Annotated in this window: 18 protein-coding genes; 9 read left to right on the top strand and 9 right to left on the bottom strand. The window is 63.2% G+C overall.

Translation table 11 applies throughout. The features are described 5' to 3' along the window. Nucleotides 1–48 precede the first annotated feature (48 nt). Nucleotides 49–1,005: a helix-turn-helix domain-containing protein gene (locus tag LMH93_RS15755; protein WP_060545461.1), complete on the top strand. Its 957-nt coding sequence runs from the start codon at nucleotides 49–51 to the stop codon at nucleotides 1,003–1,005. Between the two features lie 59 nt (nucleotides 1,006–1,064). Here LMH93_RS15755 and LMH93_RS15760 read toward each other — a convergent pair whose 3' ends face one another. Beyond that, the gene (locus tag LMH93_RS15760) at nucleotides 1,065–1,958 is read right to left on the bottom strand and encodes a DUF2950 domain-containing protein (protein ID WP_102885279.1); all 894 of its coding nucleotides are present in this window, start codon (nucleotides 1,956–1,958) and stop codon (nucleotides 1,065–1,067) included. Then, complete coding sequence (locus LMH93_RS15765; protein WP_102885278.1) at nucleotides 1,955–3,415, bottom strand: DUF3300 domain-containing protein; 1,461 nt, start codon at nucleotides 3,413–3,415, stop codon at nucleotides 1,955–1,957. Before LMH93_RS15765 ends, LMH93_RS15760 begins: the two co-directional genes overlap by 4 nt. A gap of 245 nt (nucleotides 3,416–3,660) precedes the next feature. Here LMH93_RS15765 and LMH93_RS15770 point away from each other — a divergent pair, with 245 nt between their 5' ends. Together LMH93_RS15770 and LMH93_RS15775 are read left to right on the top strand one after the other, a co-directional pair. After that, nucleotides 3,661–3,912, top strand: coding sequence for a hypothetical protein (locus tag LMH93_RS15770; RefSeq protein ID WP_004577022.1), 252 nt, complete (start codon nucleotides 3,661–3,663; stop codon nucleotides 3,910–3,912). An 81-nt stretch (nucleotides 3,913–3,993) separates the two neighbouring features. Further along, on the top strand, nucleotides 3,994–4,713 hold the full coding sequence (locus LMH93_RS15775) for a TorF family putative porin (RefSeq protein WP_003247889.1): 720 nt from the start codon (nucleotides 3,994–3,996) through the stop codon (nucleotides 4,711–4,713). On the opposite strand, the gene LMH93_RS15780 is transcribed toward LMH93_RS15775, so the two are convergent. Then, a complete protein-coding gene (locus LMH93_RS15780) occupies nucleotides 4,710–5,582 on the bottom strand; it encodes a DMT family transporter (RefSeq protein WP_230064350.1) in 873 nt (290 codons plus the stop codon). The genes LMH93_RS15775 and LMH93_RS15780 overlap by 4 nt on opposite strands. A 149-nt stretch (nucleotides 5,583–5,731) precedes the next feature. Beyond that, entirely contained in the window at nucleotides 5,732–6,154 is a 423-nt protein-coding gene (locus LMH93_RS15785) for a RidA family protein (protein WP_010954380.1), read from the bottom strand. Nucleotides 6,155–6,499: 345 nt separating this feature from the next. Here LMH93_RS15785 and LMH93_RS15790 point away from each other — a divergent pair, with 345 nt between their 5' ends. Continuing rightward, the gene (locus LMH93_RS15790) at nucleotides 6,500–6,826 is read left to right on the top strand and encodes a hypothetical protein (RefSeq protein WP_020192653.1); all 327 of its coding nucleotides are present in this window, start codon (nucleotides 6,500–6,502) and stop codon (nucleotides 6,824–6,826) included. Nucleotides 6,827–6,870: 44 nt separating this feature from the next. Here LMH93_RS15790 and LMH93_RS15795 read toward each other — a convergent pair whose 3' ends face one another. Next, complete coding sequence (locus LMH93_RS15795; RefSeq protein ID WP_003247877.1) at nucleotides 6,871–7,083, bottom strand: PLDc N-terminal domain-containing protein; 213 nt, start codon at nucleotides 7,081–7,083, stop codon at nucleotides 6,871–6,873. Nucleotides 7,084–7,186: 103 nt separating this feature from the next. Further along, the gene (locus LMH93_RS15800; RefSeq protein ID WP_230064351.1) at nucleotides 7,187–7,657 is read right to left on the bottom strand and encodes an FAD/FMN-containing dehydrogenase; all 471 of its coding nucleotides are present in this window, start codon (nucleotides 7,655–7,657) and stop codon (nucleotides 7,187–7,189) included. 161 nt (nucleotides 7,658–7,818) lie between these two features. On the opposite strand from LMH93_RS15800, the gene LMH93_RS15805 reads away from it, so the two are divergent. Next, complete coding sequence (locus tag LMH93_RS15805) at nucleotides 7,819–8,826, top strand: GlxA family transcriptional regulator (RefSeq protein ID WP_004577025.1); 1,008 nt, start codon at nucleotides 7,819–7,821, stop codon at nucleotides 8,824–8,826. A 38-nt stretch (nucleotides 8,827–8,864) separates the two neighbouring features. On the opposite strand, the gene LMH93_RS15810 is transcribed toward LMH93_RS15805, so the two are convergent. Next, nucleotides 8,865–9,548: a TetR/AcrR family transcriptional regulator gene (locus LMH93_RS15810; protein WP_004577026.1), complete on the bottom strand. Its 684-nt coding sequence runs from the start codon at nucleotides 9,546–9,548 to the stop codon at nucleotides 8,865–8,867. A gap of 148 nt (nucleotides 9,549–9,696) precedes the next feature. Further along, a complete protein-coding gene (locus LMH93_RS15815) occupies nucleotides 9,697–10,581 on the bottom strand; it encodes a hypothetical protein (RefSeq protein ID WP_230064352.1) in 885 nt (294 codons plus the stop codon). A 260-nt stretch (nucleotides 10,582–10,841) separates the two neighbouring features. On the opposite strand from LMH93_RS15815, the gene LMH93_RS15820 reads away from it, so the two are divergent. The 4 genes from LMH93_RS15820 (at nucleotide 10,842) to LMH93_RS15835 (ending at nucleotide 14,862) form a co-directional block, all read left to right on the top strand. Next, a complete protein-coding gene (locus LMH93_RS15820; protein ID WP_230064353.1) occupies nucleotides 10,842–11,822 on the top strand; it encodes an aliphatic sulfonate ABC transporter substrate-binding protein in 981 nt (326 codons plus the stop codon). A gap of 16 nt (nucleotides 11,823–11,838) precedes the next feature. Beyond that, nucleotides 11,839–13,203: an LLM class flavin-dependent oxidoreductase gene (locus LMH93_RS15825; protein ID WP_070095865.1), complete on the top strand. Its 1,365-nt coding sequence runs from the start codon at nucleotides 11,839–11,841 to the stop codon at nucleotides 13,201–13,203. Nucleotides 13,204–13,336: 133 nt separating this feature from the next. Continuing rightward, complete coding sequence (locus tag LMH93_RS15830) at nucleotides 13,337–14,173, top strand: bifunctional allantoicase/(S)-ureidoglycine aminohydrolase (protein ID WP_003247865.1); 837 nt, start codon at nucleotides 13,337–13,339, stop codon at nucleotides 14,171–14,173. An 89-nt stretch (nucleotides 14,174–14,262) separates the two neighbouring features. Continuing rightward, nucleotides 14,263–14,862, top strand: a complete 600-nt coding sequence (locus tag LMH93_RS15835; protein WP_230064354.1) for an START domain-containing protein — start codon at nucleotides 14,263–14,265, stop codon at nucleotides 14,860–14,862. Nucleotides 14,863–14,936: 74 nt separating this feature from the next. Here LMH93_RS15835 and LMH93_RS15840 read toward each other — a convergent pair whose 3' ends face one another. After that, complete coding sequence (locus LMH93_RS15840; RefSeq protein ID WP_003247861.1) at nucleotides 14,937–15,359, bottom strand: Lrp/AsnC family transcriptional regulator; 423 nt, start codon at nucleotides 15,357–15,359, stop codon at nucleotides 14,937–14,939. Nucleotides 15,360–15,439: the final 80 nt, after the last annotated feature.

Here is a 15,439-nt window from a genome sequence, read left to right on the forward strand (position 1 = left end):
CCTGCAGTTCCTTTTTTCAATGCTGCCCTCTTTGAAAAAGGACCCACCATGCCCACAGAACTCTCGACCCACGGCTGGCCACAGCCTGAACGCCAGGCACGCTGGGCCGAAGCCATCAGTGACACCTATTTCCCATTGAGCCTTGAATTTGCTGCCGGACAGCCGTTCGATGGCCACCTGCAGCGCTGGAGTACGCCGAGCACGCCACTGAGCCTGTCGCGCCTGCGGTCCAGCCAGCTGGGTTACTCGCGCAGTAACGCGCACATCGGCCAGGACCATGAAGCGTTCTACCTGGTGACCGTGCCGCATGGCAGCGAGGTGCACTTTGAACAGGACGGCCACCAGATCAGTTGCAGCCCGGGCGGTTTCATCGTCGAGCGCGGCGATGCACCCTACCGCTTCCACTACGGCACGCAGAACGACTTGTGGGTGCTCAAGCTGCCCGAGCGTGCGCTCAAAGCCAACCTGCTGGGGCACAAGCGCTATACCCGGCATTGCTTCGATGCCCGTCAGGGCCTGGGGCGCATCTTCGTCGAGCAACTCGACCTGTGTGCCCGCCATTTCGACACCAGCCCCCCGGCAGCCCGGCATCTACTGCTGGAACAGGCCTCCGCCACCCTGCTGCTGGCCTTGCAACAGGATGAGCGCGTGCTGGGCAGCGAAGGCAGCAACCTCAGCACCCTGCACCTGACGCGGGTCGAGCAGTACGTGCAGCAAAACCTGGGTGACCCCGAGCTGTCGCCACAAACCATCGCCAGCGCCTGTGGGCTGTCGCTGCGTTATCTGCACAAGTTGTTCGCGATCACGCCCTACACCCTTGGCGAGTGGGTACGCCGTCAACGCCTGGAGGCCGTGCACCGGCAACTGCTTGACCCGCATTGCCACCTGGCCATCGGCGAACTGGCATTTCGCTGGGGCTTTGCCGATCAGGCGCAGTTCACCCGGGCGTTCCGCCAGCAGTATGGGTGCACGGCGAGCGAGGTGCGGGCTACGCGTACGCACTGATCACAACAACGGAAAATTGCCCGCTTCCACAGGGGCACCGTCGCGTTGGCTTGGCGGGCTCAATCCCCCGCCACCACATCCACCACTTTCCAGCTGTCGTCCGGGTCAAAGCGTTTCATCTCCTTCGCCAGCCTGTCGCCATGCGGCCCGAGGTCTTTCTCGAACACTTGGCCGTCATGGCTGATCATGAAGCTCATCACCCCGGTGTCGTCGTACTTGGCCGGCCAGGCGACCATGGCGAAGCCACGGCTCATCTGGTTGCCGATCAGGTAGCTGTAGGCACCGCCCGGGGCGGATGAGCCCTGTGCGTCCAGGATGCGGAAGTGGTAGCCATACCAGGCGTCACCGACCACATCCTGGCCGAACAGCGGGCCCAACGGGCTGACGTCACCGTCGCCATCGTCATCCCAATACAACCCGTCATGCTTGCCCGGCTCGCTGAAAATCTTCTGTGCGTACTCCAGCGCACCATCTCCGTTGTGGTCCTGGGTGGCGTAGTCCATTTGCGCATCGTGATAGGCCAGCAGCGACTGCAGAACACCCAGCTCGTTGCGCCCGATGCGACGGACGCGGATTTCGGCACTGCCCGCCTTGAGGTCGAAGCGCCAGCCCTGGCTGCTTCTGGTCAGCGGTATGGGCAAGGTCCAGTGACCGGTGCCCACCGCCAGGATGGCCTTGCCCTCGCCTGACATGTCGATGCTGTGCTGTGCGCGATACTGCTCGAGAAAGGTATCCACATCGCTGCGTTGCACACCACCGCGCGGTATATAGGTGCGCCAGTCATCGCCCAGCAACTGGGCCAGGCGGGCTTCATCAGGTTTTTCCTGGCCCAGCGCCGCGACAAAGGCTTCCACGGCCTTCTCCGGCGTTGGGAAGGCTTGCTGGGCGGCGGCCATGAACGACCAGGCCAAACCTGCCGTCAGCAGCAATGCAGCCAGTGTTGGGCGCTTCATCGACGGCCTCCTGCGCCGCGACGCGCGGGCGCACTGGGCCGGGAGATCGGGTGCCCGGCGGCACGAGACGCACCGGGCCGCTGAGCGAACGACTGGCTGGTATGGCCGCGGTTGGCCTGCACGCTGGTGCGCGACGGCGAGCGCACACCGTCGAAGGCATTGTTGCGGGCACGGCCTGCCGTATTGGCAGGACGGCTCTGCGCCGGCTGCCGCACCTGGCCGTCGCCCTGCCGGCGTTGATTGGCCAGGTTGCCGTTCTGCTGGCGGCCTTGGTCATTGCGGGTTTCCTGCCGACGGTCAGTCGCCCGCGCGCCATCATCGCGGGACGGCATGCGGTTGCCGTCAGGATTGCCTGCCTTGGCCTCGCGCATTTGCTCGCGGGCCTGACGGTTACTGGTAGCCGGCCGTTCGATACCTGCGCGGTCCATCGATGCCCTGGCTTTGTCTCGGGCCTGGGCCCGTTGGGCGTCGTCGCCGCGGAACGCGGTGCGCTGAGTGGCACCGTCCAGCTGGCGGCCGTACTGCTGACGGCTGCGAGAGTCGCGGTATGGCACACCGTCGCGGTTGGCGGCATTGTGCTGCCATTTGTTCTGGTTGTTGGTGATGCGGTTGTTGACGTTGAGGTTGTTGTAGCGGTTGACGTCAATGTCGATGTCATTGTTGTCCCAGTCGCAATCGCCCCACAGCGAGGCGACAATTGCCACGCCGGTACCGAAGGCCAGGCCGGCCACCAGCGCGGAACCGGGGTAGTACATGGGCGGCGGCGGGTAATACACCGGCGGCGAGGCCGGGTAGGCCCAAGTGCCATAGGTGGTGGTCGGGTTATAGCTGGGCACATACACCACTTGCGGGTCGGCCGGCTCGATGACGATGGTGGTGGGCGGGCTGCTGGCCGCTGCCCCTTGGGTGCTACTGCCGCTGGCGGCTGGCGCAGGTGCGGTCTGCACGGTGACGTGCTGGTACTGGCTGCTCTGCAGATTGCCGGCGGCCTGCGCCTGGTGGCGCAAACGCTGCACGCTGCCCATGACATCATCGGGCTGGGCGAGGAAAGCATCGCCCAGGCGCTGCACCCAGACCGGGTCCTGGCCAAGCGTTGCCAGCACCTGCGGGAAGGCCACCAGTGCCTGTACGCTAGGGTCCCAGGGCTGCTTGGCCACTTGCCTGACCGCATCGTCGCCGGTGGCCTTGGGGTTGGCCTTGGACCAGGTCACGGCTTCATTGACCTGCCCCGGGTAGGTTGACGCCATCAGCACCTGAGCCAGCAACTGATCAGGGTACAAGGCAATGGGGGCCAGCATCTGGTCCAGTTGCTCCTGGGAGAACACCGGGTCCTTGGCCACGGGCGTGGCAGCGGAAGGCGCCGGATCCGGCGCGGGCACGTCTGCAGCCTGCACCAGGCCAGGGGCAGCGCTCAGGCAAAGCAGTGCCGACAGGACAGCAAACAATGGCATGCGCATCGCTTATCCCCACAAGGTCAGACCGCGTGGGTTAAGGGTAGCAATGGCGGTGCTTTTGACCAGACGAGGGGACGCAAACTTTTCGCGCTTCAAAGGCGGGATGGTTGATGCGTTCGAGCCTATAGGTGGACTTCGCCGGAACCGTCGATAGTCACTATCGAGCAGGGCAATTTCTACCGAACGCTGTGGCCGCATAACCTAGCGTCATCCCCACGATGCCTCCTAGACTGCCCTGGAGCTAACCGATGAATACCTTGGCCCGCCACCTGTGCGCCACCCTTGCCGTTTTTGCCATCGCCGTGATCAGCGGCTGTGCCAGCCACCCTGAACTGCGCCCGTACACCGCCGAGGAAACCCGCCAGTTGCAACTGGAAGCCTTACAGCGCCGCGGCCTGTCGCTGGACAATTACGAGCAGCAACGGCGGGTGATCCTGCGTGCCGGTAACCTGCCTGTCGTGACCGAGGCTGCCGACGCTGAACCTTCGACCAAAGGCTGAACGGGCTAGCCGGCGGTTCCCTCCCTCCACTTGCGCAGGTATCCTCTACCGCTCAACCGCAAGCCTTCCAGGACGGAGACCATGATCAGGCCCCTTCTGTTGCTGAGTGCTGCACTGCTTTTAAGCCCCGCGTCGCAAGCCCAGCAGATGAAACGCCAACTGGGCGATTTCGACTTCACACTCGGCACCACCCCCTCACGCAGCATGGCGCAAGGGCTTATCTCACCCAGTGCCGTTGGCGCATTCCATGGCGGGCTCGACCTCAGCCACCCCAATGGCTGGTACCTGGGCCAGTACGCCCCAAGCATGGGCGTCACCCCTGACTCGACCCTGCGCCTGGACAGCTACCTGGGCTACAAGCACCATTTCGACAGCAGCCTGGGCTACGAGGTAGGGTTGATCCATTACAGTCAGCCCAATATCGCAGGCCCCGACAGCTACGCCCTGTATGGGGGGATTTCGGTGCTGGGCAGCCGCTTCGGCGGGGCGCTGCGCGACAACCCCGACAACCGCACGGGCACGCTGTTCGCCGACTTCGGCCATCTGCCGATGTTCGACGTCGACTTCACCGTCAAGCTCGCCCACCACCGCCTGGGCACGCCGTTCACCATTGGCGATGGCAGCCAGGTGAATACCTTTTCCGATTGGTCACTGGAGCTGTCGCGGCCCTGGCTGGGCATCGACCTGAACCTGATCTACAGCAACTCCAGCCTGAGTGGCGCGAGCTGCGATGCCTATTCGGGCATCAATACCTATTGCGACAGCGTGGTCACGCTCAAGGCCCAGCGCAGCTTTTTTTAACGGCGCGGCGCCAGCGCCAGGGCAATACCGCCCAACACCACCACACAGGCGATCAACAAGCGCAACGACACCGGTTCGCCAATCAGCGCAACCCCGCCCAGTGCGGCAATCACCGGCACACTCAGTTGCAGGGTCGCCGCCTGTTGCGCACTGATCTGCCTGACCACGCCATACCAAACGGCATAGCCTGCGCCAGAAGCCAGCACGCCGGAACCCAGGGCATACAACAAGCCAAGCGGTGTGAGGTGCGGGCCGGCACCCAGCAACAGCATCGGTAGCAGCAGGATCAGGCAAGGCAAACTGCGGGCAAAATTGCCGACAGTGTCGGCCAGCGGCCTGGGCGAGCCTTTGCCCAGTAGCGTATATACCCCCCAGGCCACACCGGACAGGGCCATCAGCAAGGCACTGGCCAACGGCGGCGCGGAAACGCCGGGCAACAGCAGCACCAGCAGGCCGGCAAAGGCAATCAGCATGCCCAGCAGCATGCGTACAGTGATGTGTTCGCCCCTGTACCACGCAAAGCTGAACATGGTGATCTGCACGGCACCGAACAGCAACAACGCCCCTGCACCTGCGCCCAGTTGCAGGTACGCCGCAGAAAACAGGAACGCGTACAGGAACAGGGCCAGGCCGCCCCACCAACTGCCGCCCATGGCCTGCACCGGCTTGCGCAGGCGAATCAGCAACAGCAGAAACAGCGCACCACTGGCCAGACGTACCACGGTAAAGGATACCGGGTCGATCGCCCCGTCCTTCAGCGCCAGCCGGCAGAACACCGAGTTGGCGGCAAACGCCACCAGGCTGAAAAGAGCAGGCCAAAGCCAGGCGCTGGTCTTGCGGTCAGTAAGCGTGGTCGTGCCTGTACTCATGGTGTGGTCACCTCTGAGTGGGATTGTTGTTATAGCGGCATTTAGTCAGGACCGGCACCGATATACAAGGAAGAACCACCGTGAGGATGGCACCGGCTACGCCGGTGTTCGCGGGTAAACCCGCTCCTACGGGCGACCGCGTCGGCTTTTCAGGTTTTGAGCAAGACGGCGGCTACTGCTTCGATCTCCACCAGCATGCCGTCCAGTGCCAGCCGGGGCACCGGTATCAGCGTGCAGGTCGGTTTCATGTGCGCTCCCCAGGCCCTGTCGGCCTCAGCCACCCATTGGTGCAGGCGCGCTTCGGAGTGCTCGACAATCAGCAGGGTCAGCTTGAACACCTGGGCCAGGCTGGCACCTTTCGACGCCAGGGCCCGCTCCAGGTTGGCCAGCGCCTGCCGGGCCTGTTCGGCGAACACGGGTGACAACTGGCCCTGGCTATCCTCCCCACCCTGACCGGCGATGAACAGCAGACGGCTGTCAGCGCGCACTTCGGCGACATGGGAGTAGGCGTTGCCACTGGGGTCGTAGAGGCCTTCGGGGTTGCTCAGCTGGAATGCGCTTGATGGGGTCACGACAAGCCCTCGCTCGGTTGAAAGAGCGCCGGAGTATCGGACCTCAAGCTAACTCGAGGTCAAGCATAAAGTAGGAAATTTCGTACAAGGCATCGTCATGTCAAAACCACGCGTGTGTTTGCGCAGTGGCTGTAAGGCCGTAGGCTCTGTACGAAAAGTCTTGAGACGCAGGTCAGGCAAGGCGAAAACAGCCGAGGAACGGCCGGGGTCGCGCCCGACTGTACTGGAGTACATGAGCATTCCGAGGCTGTTTTCAACGCAGCATGAACAAGTATCAGGGCTTTTCGTACAGAGCCAAGATTGCAAAGCCCGGCATGGAGGCCTTTAACCAACAAGGAAAAACAGATGAGCAAATTTGATTTTCAGCTGGCCTATACCATCAAGCCGCACAACGCTCCACGCGATGAAACCGATGCGGCACAGGCACGTCTGCACCTGCGGGAAAAGCTCGGCCTGGACACCGTCGAGCACATTGAAACCACGCTGCTTGGCATGATCACGCTCAATGGCACCACCCTCGCTGACCGCAAGCGGGAAGCTGAAAAGCTGGTCCGCGACTACATCCATGACGCGCTCAAGGAACTGCGTGTACTGTCCACCGTGAAGTTCTACGGCTGCCTGATGGTGGACGGGCTGGGGCCGGCCATACGCTTCGACATCCTGCCCAAATGAACCTCGACGGCCTCAGGCGCCCCCGCGCCCGAGGCCGCAAACCGTCATTTCTCCTGCAGCACCGCCCTGCCCTTCACCGCCCGCGGCCCGCGCCAGGCCCAGAACAGCAAACCGGGGAATGGGGCGTAGACCACGAAAACGATCCACAGCATCTTGCGCTCGGCGCGCCGTTCACTGCCGATGATGTGCCAGATGGCCCAGATCTCCAGCAGGATGACCAAGGCCGCGATGATGATCCAGATCGTACCGATTTCCATGAGCGCTCTCCCAATGGCATGTATTGGGTTGGGTTGCTGCAAGCGCTGAGGGTTCAGATTGATTTGACTCACCGCGCCTCTTTGCAGGCGCGGCGATAGGGCCTCATTGCCGTGGTGCATTCTCCAGTGCAGCCTTCAACGCCGCTGCATCGGTAAACGCCCGTTGGCTGACCAGCACGCCCTGCTGCAGTTGCAACCACTGCACCTGGCCCTCCTGCCCGGGGTAACGGCTGGCCACTCGCCCATCACGGTCGAGCAGCACCCGGTAGCTGTAATCGCGCATGGCCGGGACAGCGAACAGTTTGCTGATCAGCGCAGGCATGCGCTGAATGTCGGCCACGAATACAGCGGCCCGTGCTTCCAGGTAGCCCTTGGGCTGCTCGGCCAGTGCCGCCTTGACCAGCTTGGCCCCGTCCATATCACGCGCCACCAGCAGAATCTGCGTGTCGGCAGCAAGGCTGTAGGCCTGGTCGTACTGGTCGAGCAGCGTGAACGGGGCGAGCCTGTCGCCCTGCTCCAGGGCGTTGGCCAGCAACGGCAACAGGCTAAGCAACACTACAGCGGCATATCTCATCAGCGGCATCCTCAATGACGGGAGGTCAGCATAGCGGTAAAGCACCAGGACAGGCTGGTTTGCCTGAACACGACCTGTAATACGACACAGCCACCGGGGAGATTGTCTTTCCTCCGGGCACCGTCCACACTCTGCGGGCCAGCCAGGAAGCGGAGTTCAGAGTGCCCACGCCACGCCAGTTCAGCCAAAAGACCAGCACCAGCAACATGCTACGGCTCAAAACAAGCAGCGCCAATGCCCAGGCGCCCTATCGGGTCGACTTCATCCTGCTCGAACACTTCTCGATGGCCAGTTTCACGGTGGCCATGGACGTACTGGTCACGGCCAACCTGCTACGTGCCGACAGCTTCCGGTTCACCCCGCTGTCGCTGGACGGCGACCGGGTGCTCAGCGACCTGGGGCTGGAACTGGTGGCCACCGAGCTGTCCGCCGCGGCGCTGAAGGAGCTGGACCTGTTGGTGGTCTGTGGCGGCTTGCGCACACCACTCAAGTACCCGGAACTCGATCGCCTGCTGGACGATTGCGCGGCCCACGGCATGGCCTTGGGCGGCTTGTGGAACGGCGCCTGGTTCCTTGGCCGTGCCGGGGTGCTGGACGACTACGGTTGCAGCATCCACCCCGAGCAACGTGCCAGCCTGTCGGAGCGCAGCCCGCAAACCCGCATCACCCCGGCCAGCTTTACCCTCGACCGTGACCGCCTCAGCGCCGCCAGCCCCAATGGCGCCATGGAGCTGATGCTGGGCCTGGTACGCCGGCTGTATGGTGATGGCCTGGCCGAAGGCGTCGAGGAAATCCTGTCATTCTCCGGTGCGCGCTACCGCCAGGTGGGTCCTGGGGCGAAGAAGTCCATGAGCCTGCACCTGCGCACCATTGTCGAGCTGATGGAGAACAACCTCGAGGAAACCCTCAGCCTCGACCAGTTGGCCGCCTACAGCGGGCGCTCGCGGCGGCAGATCGACCGCCTGTTCCAGGCCCAGCTGGGCACGTCGCCCCGGCGCTATTACATGGAGCTGCGCATCACCAAGAGCCGCCGGCTGCTGCAGTATTCCGACCTGTCGGTGATGGAAGTGGCAGTGGCCTGCGGGTTTGTCTCGGTGTCGCACTTCAGCAAGTGCTATGCGGCGTATTTCGGCTACCCGCCGTCGCGCGAGCAACGGCTGGGCGAGTGACCGAGGCCCTTTGAGCCAGCCCAGGCGCTCGAGCAATCTCAGGTACGAGGCTCGAGCTGGATATACCGCAACACCGCATCACAGATCATGGCTTTGTGGCGCAGCTTTATTTGCTCATCAGACAGGTCGATCTGGAAGATCTCGCCAAAGGTATGGCGGTTCGACACCCGGTAGAAGCAGAACGAGCTCATCAGCATGTGCAGGTCGATGACCTCGATGCCGGCGCGGAACACGCCTTCCTGAACGCCACGGCGCAGGGTGTTGCCCAGGGCCTCCAGCACCAGGCTGCTCATTTCGCGAATGGCCGGCGACTGCTTGACGTACTCGCCATAGTGGATGTTTTCGGTGCAGATGATGCGCACGAAATCGACGTTGCGGTCATGGTGATCGAAGGTGAACTCCACCAGCCGGCGGATCGCCTGCTCAGCCGGTAACGACTCCAGGTCCAGGCTCTGTTCGGTCTTGCGGATATCCCCGTACAACTTCACCAGGCACTCGCAATACAGCTGCTCCTTGCTGCCGAAGTAGTAGTAGATCATGCGCTTGGAAGTGGCGGTGCGTTCGGCGATGGCGTCGACGCGGGCGCCGGCCAGCCCTTGCTGAACGAACTCGTTGATGGCGGCCTGGAGGATGTCCTCGCGTGTTTTCTCAGGGTTGTTCTTGCGCGTTTTGCGCACCCCTTCGGTTTCAGGCTGGCCGAGGCCGACTACGGAATCACTCATACCCACTCACAGGCTGTTTATTGGAATGCCGGGATTATCCGTTAGCGCGGCCATGCAGGGAAGCACGCTGTTGGTCGGGTAGCCATGATGCCTTGGGCTCAAGCAGCGCGGTCAGCCTGCGGGCACTGATCATCAGCCAGGCGCACAGTCAGTTACGCTGGGCAGTCGCGGGCGCCGGCGCGGGCGTCAGGCGCAGCACGCGGTTACGCCCACCTTCAGCGAGCAGATAACCCCCGATACCATCGGCGATGATCGCCTGCGGAGCCTTGAGGAAAGTCAGCACCGTTTGCTGGCTGCCATCGGCATCGATGCGCAGCAGGCGCGCACGGTGTGTGTTGTCCTCGCTGATCCATAGGCCACGTTGATCACAATACAAGAATGTAGGGTTACGCAAACCGTCGACCACCACCGGGTCGCTGCCATCGTCGGACAGGGAGCGGACCCTGCCATTGGCCTTTTCGGTGTACAGCAGGCGGCCATCGCTGCAGCGGGTCAGGCCTTCGGTTTCGGTCAGGCCGGACCGCAGTACCTCCAGCTGCCCGCTGCTCCAGTCATAGCGCATCAGGCGACCATTGCCCTTGCGGTCTTCGATGGCATAAAGATAGTTGCCTTCGTTCCAGAGGCCCTGCACGCTCTCGCCGTCGAACAGCCGGGTGACCTGGCCATCGCGGGACAGGCTGACAGGTGCCAGGCCACCTTCCTGGCTGAACACCCAGCCGCCCTGCGCCGCGACCATACCGTCGGGCTTGGACAGGTTATCGATCAGCACGACGCGCTCGCCCGTAGCCGTGATCTTGAGGATGCTGCCCCGGCCGTCATCCAGTTCACGGCTGACCAGCAGGCTGCCATCCGTTTGCGGTAACAGCGAGGCGGCTTTGGTTACGTCGCGATGCAACACCTCAACATCCCAGCCGGTAGCGGCCTGAACCGGGTAGAAACTTTGCCACGCGAAGAAGCCCAAGGTGGCCGCGAGCAGCCCGGAGGTGGCAGTCAAGGCGATGCGGGCGCTGCGCTTGCGCAGGATGTGCGGCATGAAGGGGGCTCCTCGGAATCGTTGCGGATCCTAGCAAGCGAATGTGAAAAAAATGTCGAAAGCTGCACAAACGGGTGCTGCAGGACCCGCCGATCTCAGCCCATGGCGCCTCCAACAACGATAGGCACCCCGCTACTAAAAACAAAAGGATATAAAAATAACTAAACAATCTAACAAACTGGAATATATAAATTGAAAGCCAAACGCCACCTCCTTAGTCTGGGCAGATCGCCTCTCACCCGATTCAAGGAGCAATGCCCATGCCCAAACATGCCTTCTCCCCATTACGCCGTCTGCTGATCGGCGGTTTACTGGCCAGCGTCGCCAGCGCCCTGCTGCCCTGGTCCGAAGCCATTGCCAACGACGCCAGGACACTGCGCATCGGCTACCAGAAATTCAACAGCATCAACATCCTCAAAGGCAGCGGCGCCCTGGAGAAGGCCCTGGCACCGCAAGGTGTGAAGGTCAGCTGGCATGAGTTCGCCGCAGGCCCCCAGCTACTGGAGGCACTGAGCACCGGCGCCATCGACCTCGGCCACGCAGCCGATGCCCCCTCGGTGTTCGCCCAGGCCGCCGGCAAGCCTGTGGTCTACCTGGCCGCCGAACAACCCTACCCACGCGGCATTGGCCTGGTCGTGCGCGAGCAGGACCACCTGGCCAGTGTGCAGGACCTGAAAGGCAAGCGCGTGGCCACCGGCCGCGGCTGGAATGCCCAATACCTGTTGGCCGTAGCCCTGCAGCAGGCTGGCCTCAGTTACAAGGACATTACCCCCGCCTACGTCAACAATGCCGCCGATGCCGTGGCCGCCCTGCAATCGGGCAGTGTGCAGGCCGTGACCCTGTGGGACCCGTTCCTCGCCGCCGCAGAAAGCCAGCCAGGGTTGAAAAACCTGCGCGACGGCAGCGGCCTGTCCAACAACCGCACCTTCTACCTGTCCACCGCCAGCTATGCCGACCAGCACCGTGCACTGCTGAAAACCTTCTTTGCCGAGCTGGGCAAGGTCAGCCAGTGGGCCAACGCCAAGCCCGCCGAAGTGGCCGCGCTGCTGGCACCGCAGCTGGGGATCAGCACCCAGGTGCTGGAAGTGGCCAGCGAACGGCGCAACTACAACGCCGTCGCTATCACCCCGCAGATCGTTGCCGAACAACAGAAGCTGGCGGACACCTTCCAGGGCCTGGGCCTGATTCCACGCAAGCTACAGGTGGCCGAAGCGGTCTACCCGGCTTCCGTGTTGCCTTGAACGGAGCGCGCTGACCATGCCTCGCCCGATCCGCTTCAACGCCTTCAGCATGAACGCTGCCAGCCACCAGTCCCCTGGGCTGTGGCGCCATCCGCGCAACACCAGTGTGGCGTTCAACCGCCTGAGTTACTGGACCGACCTGGCCCGCCTGCTCGAACGCGGCCTGTTCGACGCCCTGTTCATCGCCGATGTGCTGGGTATCTACGACGTCTATCAAGGCAGCCCGCAAGCCGCCCTGCGCGGTGGCGTGCAGGTGCCGGTCAATGATCCGCTGCTGCTGGTGCCGGCGATGGCCGGGGTGACCGAGCACCTGGGTTTTGGTGTCACCTTTTCGCTGACCTACGAACACCCCTACCCCTTCGCCCGGCGCATGTCCACGCTCGACCACCTGAGCAATGGCCGGGTCGGCTGGAACATCGTCACCGGGTATCTGGACAGCGCTGCGCGCAACCTCGGCCTGGCGCGTCAACTGGGCCACGACCAACGCTACGACCTGGCCGAGGAATACCTGCAGGTGCTGTACAAGCTGTGGGAGAAAAGCTGGGACGACGACGCTGTGCTGCTGGAGCGTGAAAGCGGGCGCTATATCGAACCCTCGCGGGTACACCCGATCAACCATGTGGGCGAGCACTTCCAGGTGCCCGGCATGCACCTGTGCCAGCCGTCGCCGCAACGCACCCCGGTGTTGTTCCAGGCCGGTGCGTCGGCACGCGGCCAGCAGTTTGCCGCACGGCATGCCGAATGCGTGTTCATCAGCGGGCCGACGCCGACGGTGCTGCGCCGCTACGCCGACGGCATCCGCCAGGCCTGCGAAGCGGCCGGGCGTGGCCGTGACGAAGTGCTGATCTACGCCCAGGCGCTGTTGATTGTCGCCCCCACGCGGGAAGAAGCCGAGGCCCGTTTTAACGACTATCGCCGCTATGTCGACCTGGACGCTGCCCTGGCGCTGCTGTCAGGCTGGACCGGTATCGACTTCGCCGGCCTCGACCCCGATGCACCGATCGAGTACGTCGAGAACGATGCTGGCCGTGCTGCCCTGGCAGCCTTTACCGCTGCCGACCCCACTCGCCGCTGGACCGTACGCGAAGCCGCCGAGTTCGTTGGCCTGGGCGGTCGCGGCCCCGTGCTGATCGGCGCTGCCAGCGAGGTGGCCGACCAGCTGGAAACCTGGCTGGACCATACCGGCATCGACGGTTTCAACCTGACCTACGCCGTGCAACCGGACGACCTGGCCAATGTAGTCGACCTGCTGGTGCCCGAGCTGCAACGGCGCGGCCGCTACCCGCTGAGCTACACCGAGGGCCCCCTGCGCCACAAGCTGTTCGGCCGCGGCGGCCAGCTGCCCGAACGGCACGTTGGGCGCCAGGTCAGCATTCAGTGATCAAATACCGGGTATTCCAACATTTAATTTGTGGATGCCACGCACTCGACCCTATTCTGTGGCCACATCCCCTGCGCCGCACCGGCCGGTGCGGTTCAAGGCATGGGGAGAGAACAACAAGTCGAGATTGTCCATGTCGAACCATTCGTACTTCGCCCCCCACGGTGGGCACCCGGCTCAAACCGAGCTGCTGACTGACCGTGCCATGTTCACCGAAGCCTATGCCGTCATCCCTAAAGGCGTGATGCGTGACATCGTCACCAGCCACCTGCCCTTTTGGGACAAGATGCGCATGTGGGTCATCGCCCGCCCGCTGACCGGTTTTGCCGAAACGTTCTCCCAGTACATCGTCGAACTGGCCCCGGAAGGCGGCAGCGAGCGCCCTGAGCTGGACGCCGATGCGGAAGCCGTGGTGTTCATCGTCGAAGGCGAACTGGACATCACCGTCGAAGGCAAACACCACACCCTGGTACCTGGCGGCTACGCCTTCCTGGCCCCGGGCGCCGAGTGGAGCCTGCGTAACAACAGCAAGTCCAACGTCACCTTCCACTGGCTGCGCAAGCACTACCAGAAGGTTGAAGGCCTGGACGTGCCGGAATCCTTCGTCACCCACCGCGACAACGCCACCGTCATCGAGATGCCGGGCACCGAAGGCCGCTGGAAAACCACCCGCTTTGTCGACATGGCCGACATGCGCCACGACATGCACGTGAACATCGTCACCTTCCAGCCGGGCGGTGTGATTCCGTTCGCAGAAACCCACGTGATGGAACACGGCCTGTACGTGCTGGAAGGCAAGGCAGTGTACCGTCTGAACCAGGACTGGGTCGAAGTGGAAGCCGGCGACTTCATGTGGCTGCGCGCCTTCTGCCCGCAAGCCTGCTACGCCGGCGGCCCAGGCAACTTCAGCTACCTGCTGTACAAGGACGTGAACCGTCACGTACACCTGACACTGAACCCTAAGCGCTAAGCTCAGGCTGATGCCCGCAAGCCCGCCAACCTGGCGGGCTTTCTGTTTGCCGCGCATACTGAAATACCCACCCCTGCAGGGTACCGGCCATGAACCGCTGCCTGCTGCTCGCGGCCTTGCTGCTGTGCGCCTCTGCCCTGGCCGCCGATGACTGGCACCTGGCCTACGACCGCGAAGGCATTCGCGTGTACCTGAAAGATGCAGGCGACTCGCCCTACCAGCAATTTCGTGGTGTCAGCACCATGAAAGCCAGCGTGCGCACGCTCACTGGCCTGCAGGATAACCTGCGCGTAGCCTGCAAGTGGCTGTACGCCTGTGACCAGATGCGCCTGCTGGATGTGGAGGGTGACAACACCTGGGTGTACCTGACCACTCAGCTGCCTTGGCCGGCGAGGCCACGGGACATTGTGCTGAAAGTGACCAGCGAACGCCTGGTCGACGGTACCCTGGTGCGCCACCTGAGCGCCGATCCCGACAGGATCCCCAGGGTTGACGGCCTGATCCGGGTAGAGCACCTGAGTGGCGTGTGGCAGATGAGACCGCTGGGTGACCGGGTGACCGAGGTGACCTACCAGTTGCAGGCCGCCCCTGCCGGGGATGTGCCGGGGTGGCTGGCCAACCGGTTTGTGGTGGATACACCGGTGGTGACGTTGCGTACGTTGCGAGCGGTGGCTGAGCGCCAACCTTGAAGTGCCGCCAGGCCGCAGACCGACTGCAGCAGGGCCAGCAGCTTTTTATGCAATACCCCTCTCTGGCTCAGCGGTCACATCTTGTAGGTCGACAGCAGGATGCTGGTCTCGGTGTTCTCGATATGCGGGATCGAGCGGATGGTGTTCAGCGCCCGGTCGAACGCTTCGAGGGTGTCGGCGCGCAGCTCTGCCATCAAGTCCCAGCGGCCATTGGTGGTGTGGATGGCCACCACATTGGGATGCCCGCGCAACGCGTGCTTGACCTCTGCGGCATGGTGGCCGCTGATGCCGATGCTGGTGATTGCCCGCACCCCCTGATCCAGCGCATCGGAGCGCAGACGTACCGTGTAACCGATGATCACACCCTGCTCTTCAAGCCGGGTGATGCGGTTATGCACCGTTGCCCTGGCCACCTTCAGCTTTTTTGCCAGGGTCAGCACAGGGGTACGTGCGTTGTCCCGCAACAGTGCAATCAGTTCCCGATCGATCGTGTCCATAAGCCTGCCAAATAATCAGATTGCTACGTTGGGTTGGCAGATTGTCCAGAAGCCTGACAAAACTGACAACCTGTATGCTT

It is taken from the genome of Pseudomonas sp. CIP-10 (assembly GCF_020911845.1).
Lineage (GTDB): Bacteria > Pseudomonadota > Gammaproteobacteria > Pseudomonadales > Pseudomonadaceae > Aquipseudomonas > Aquipseudomonas alloputida.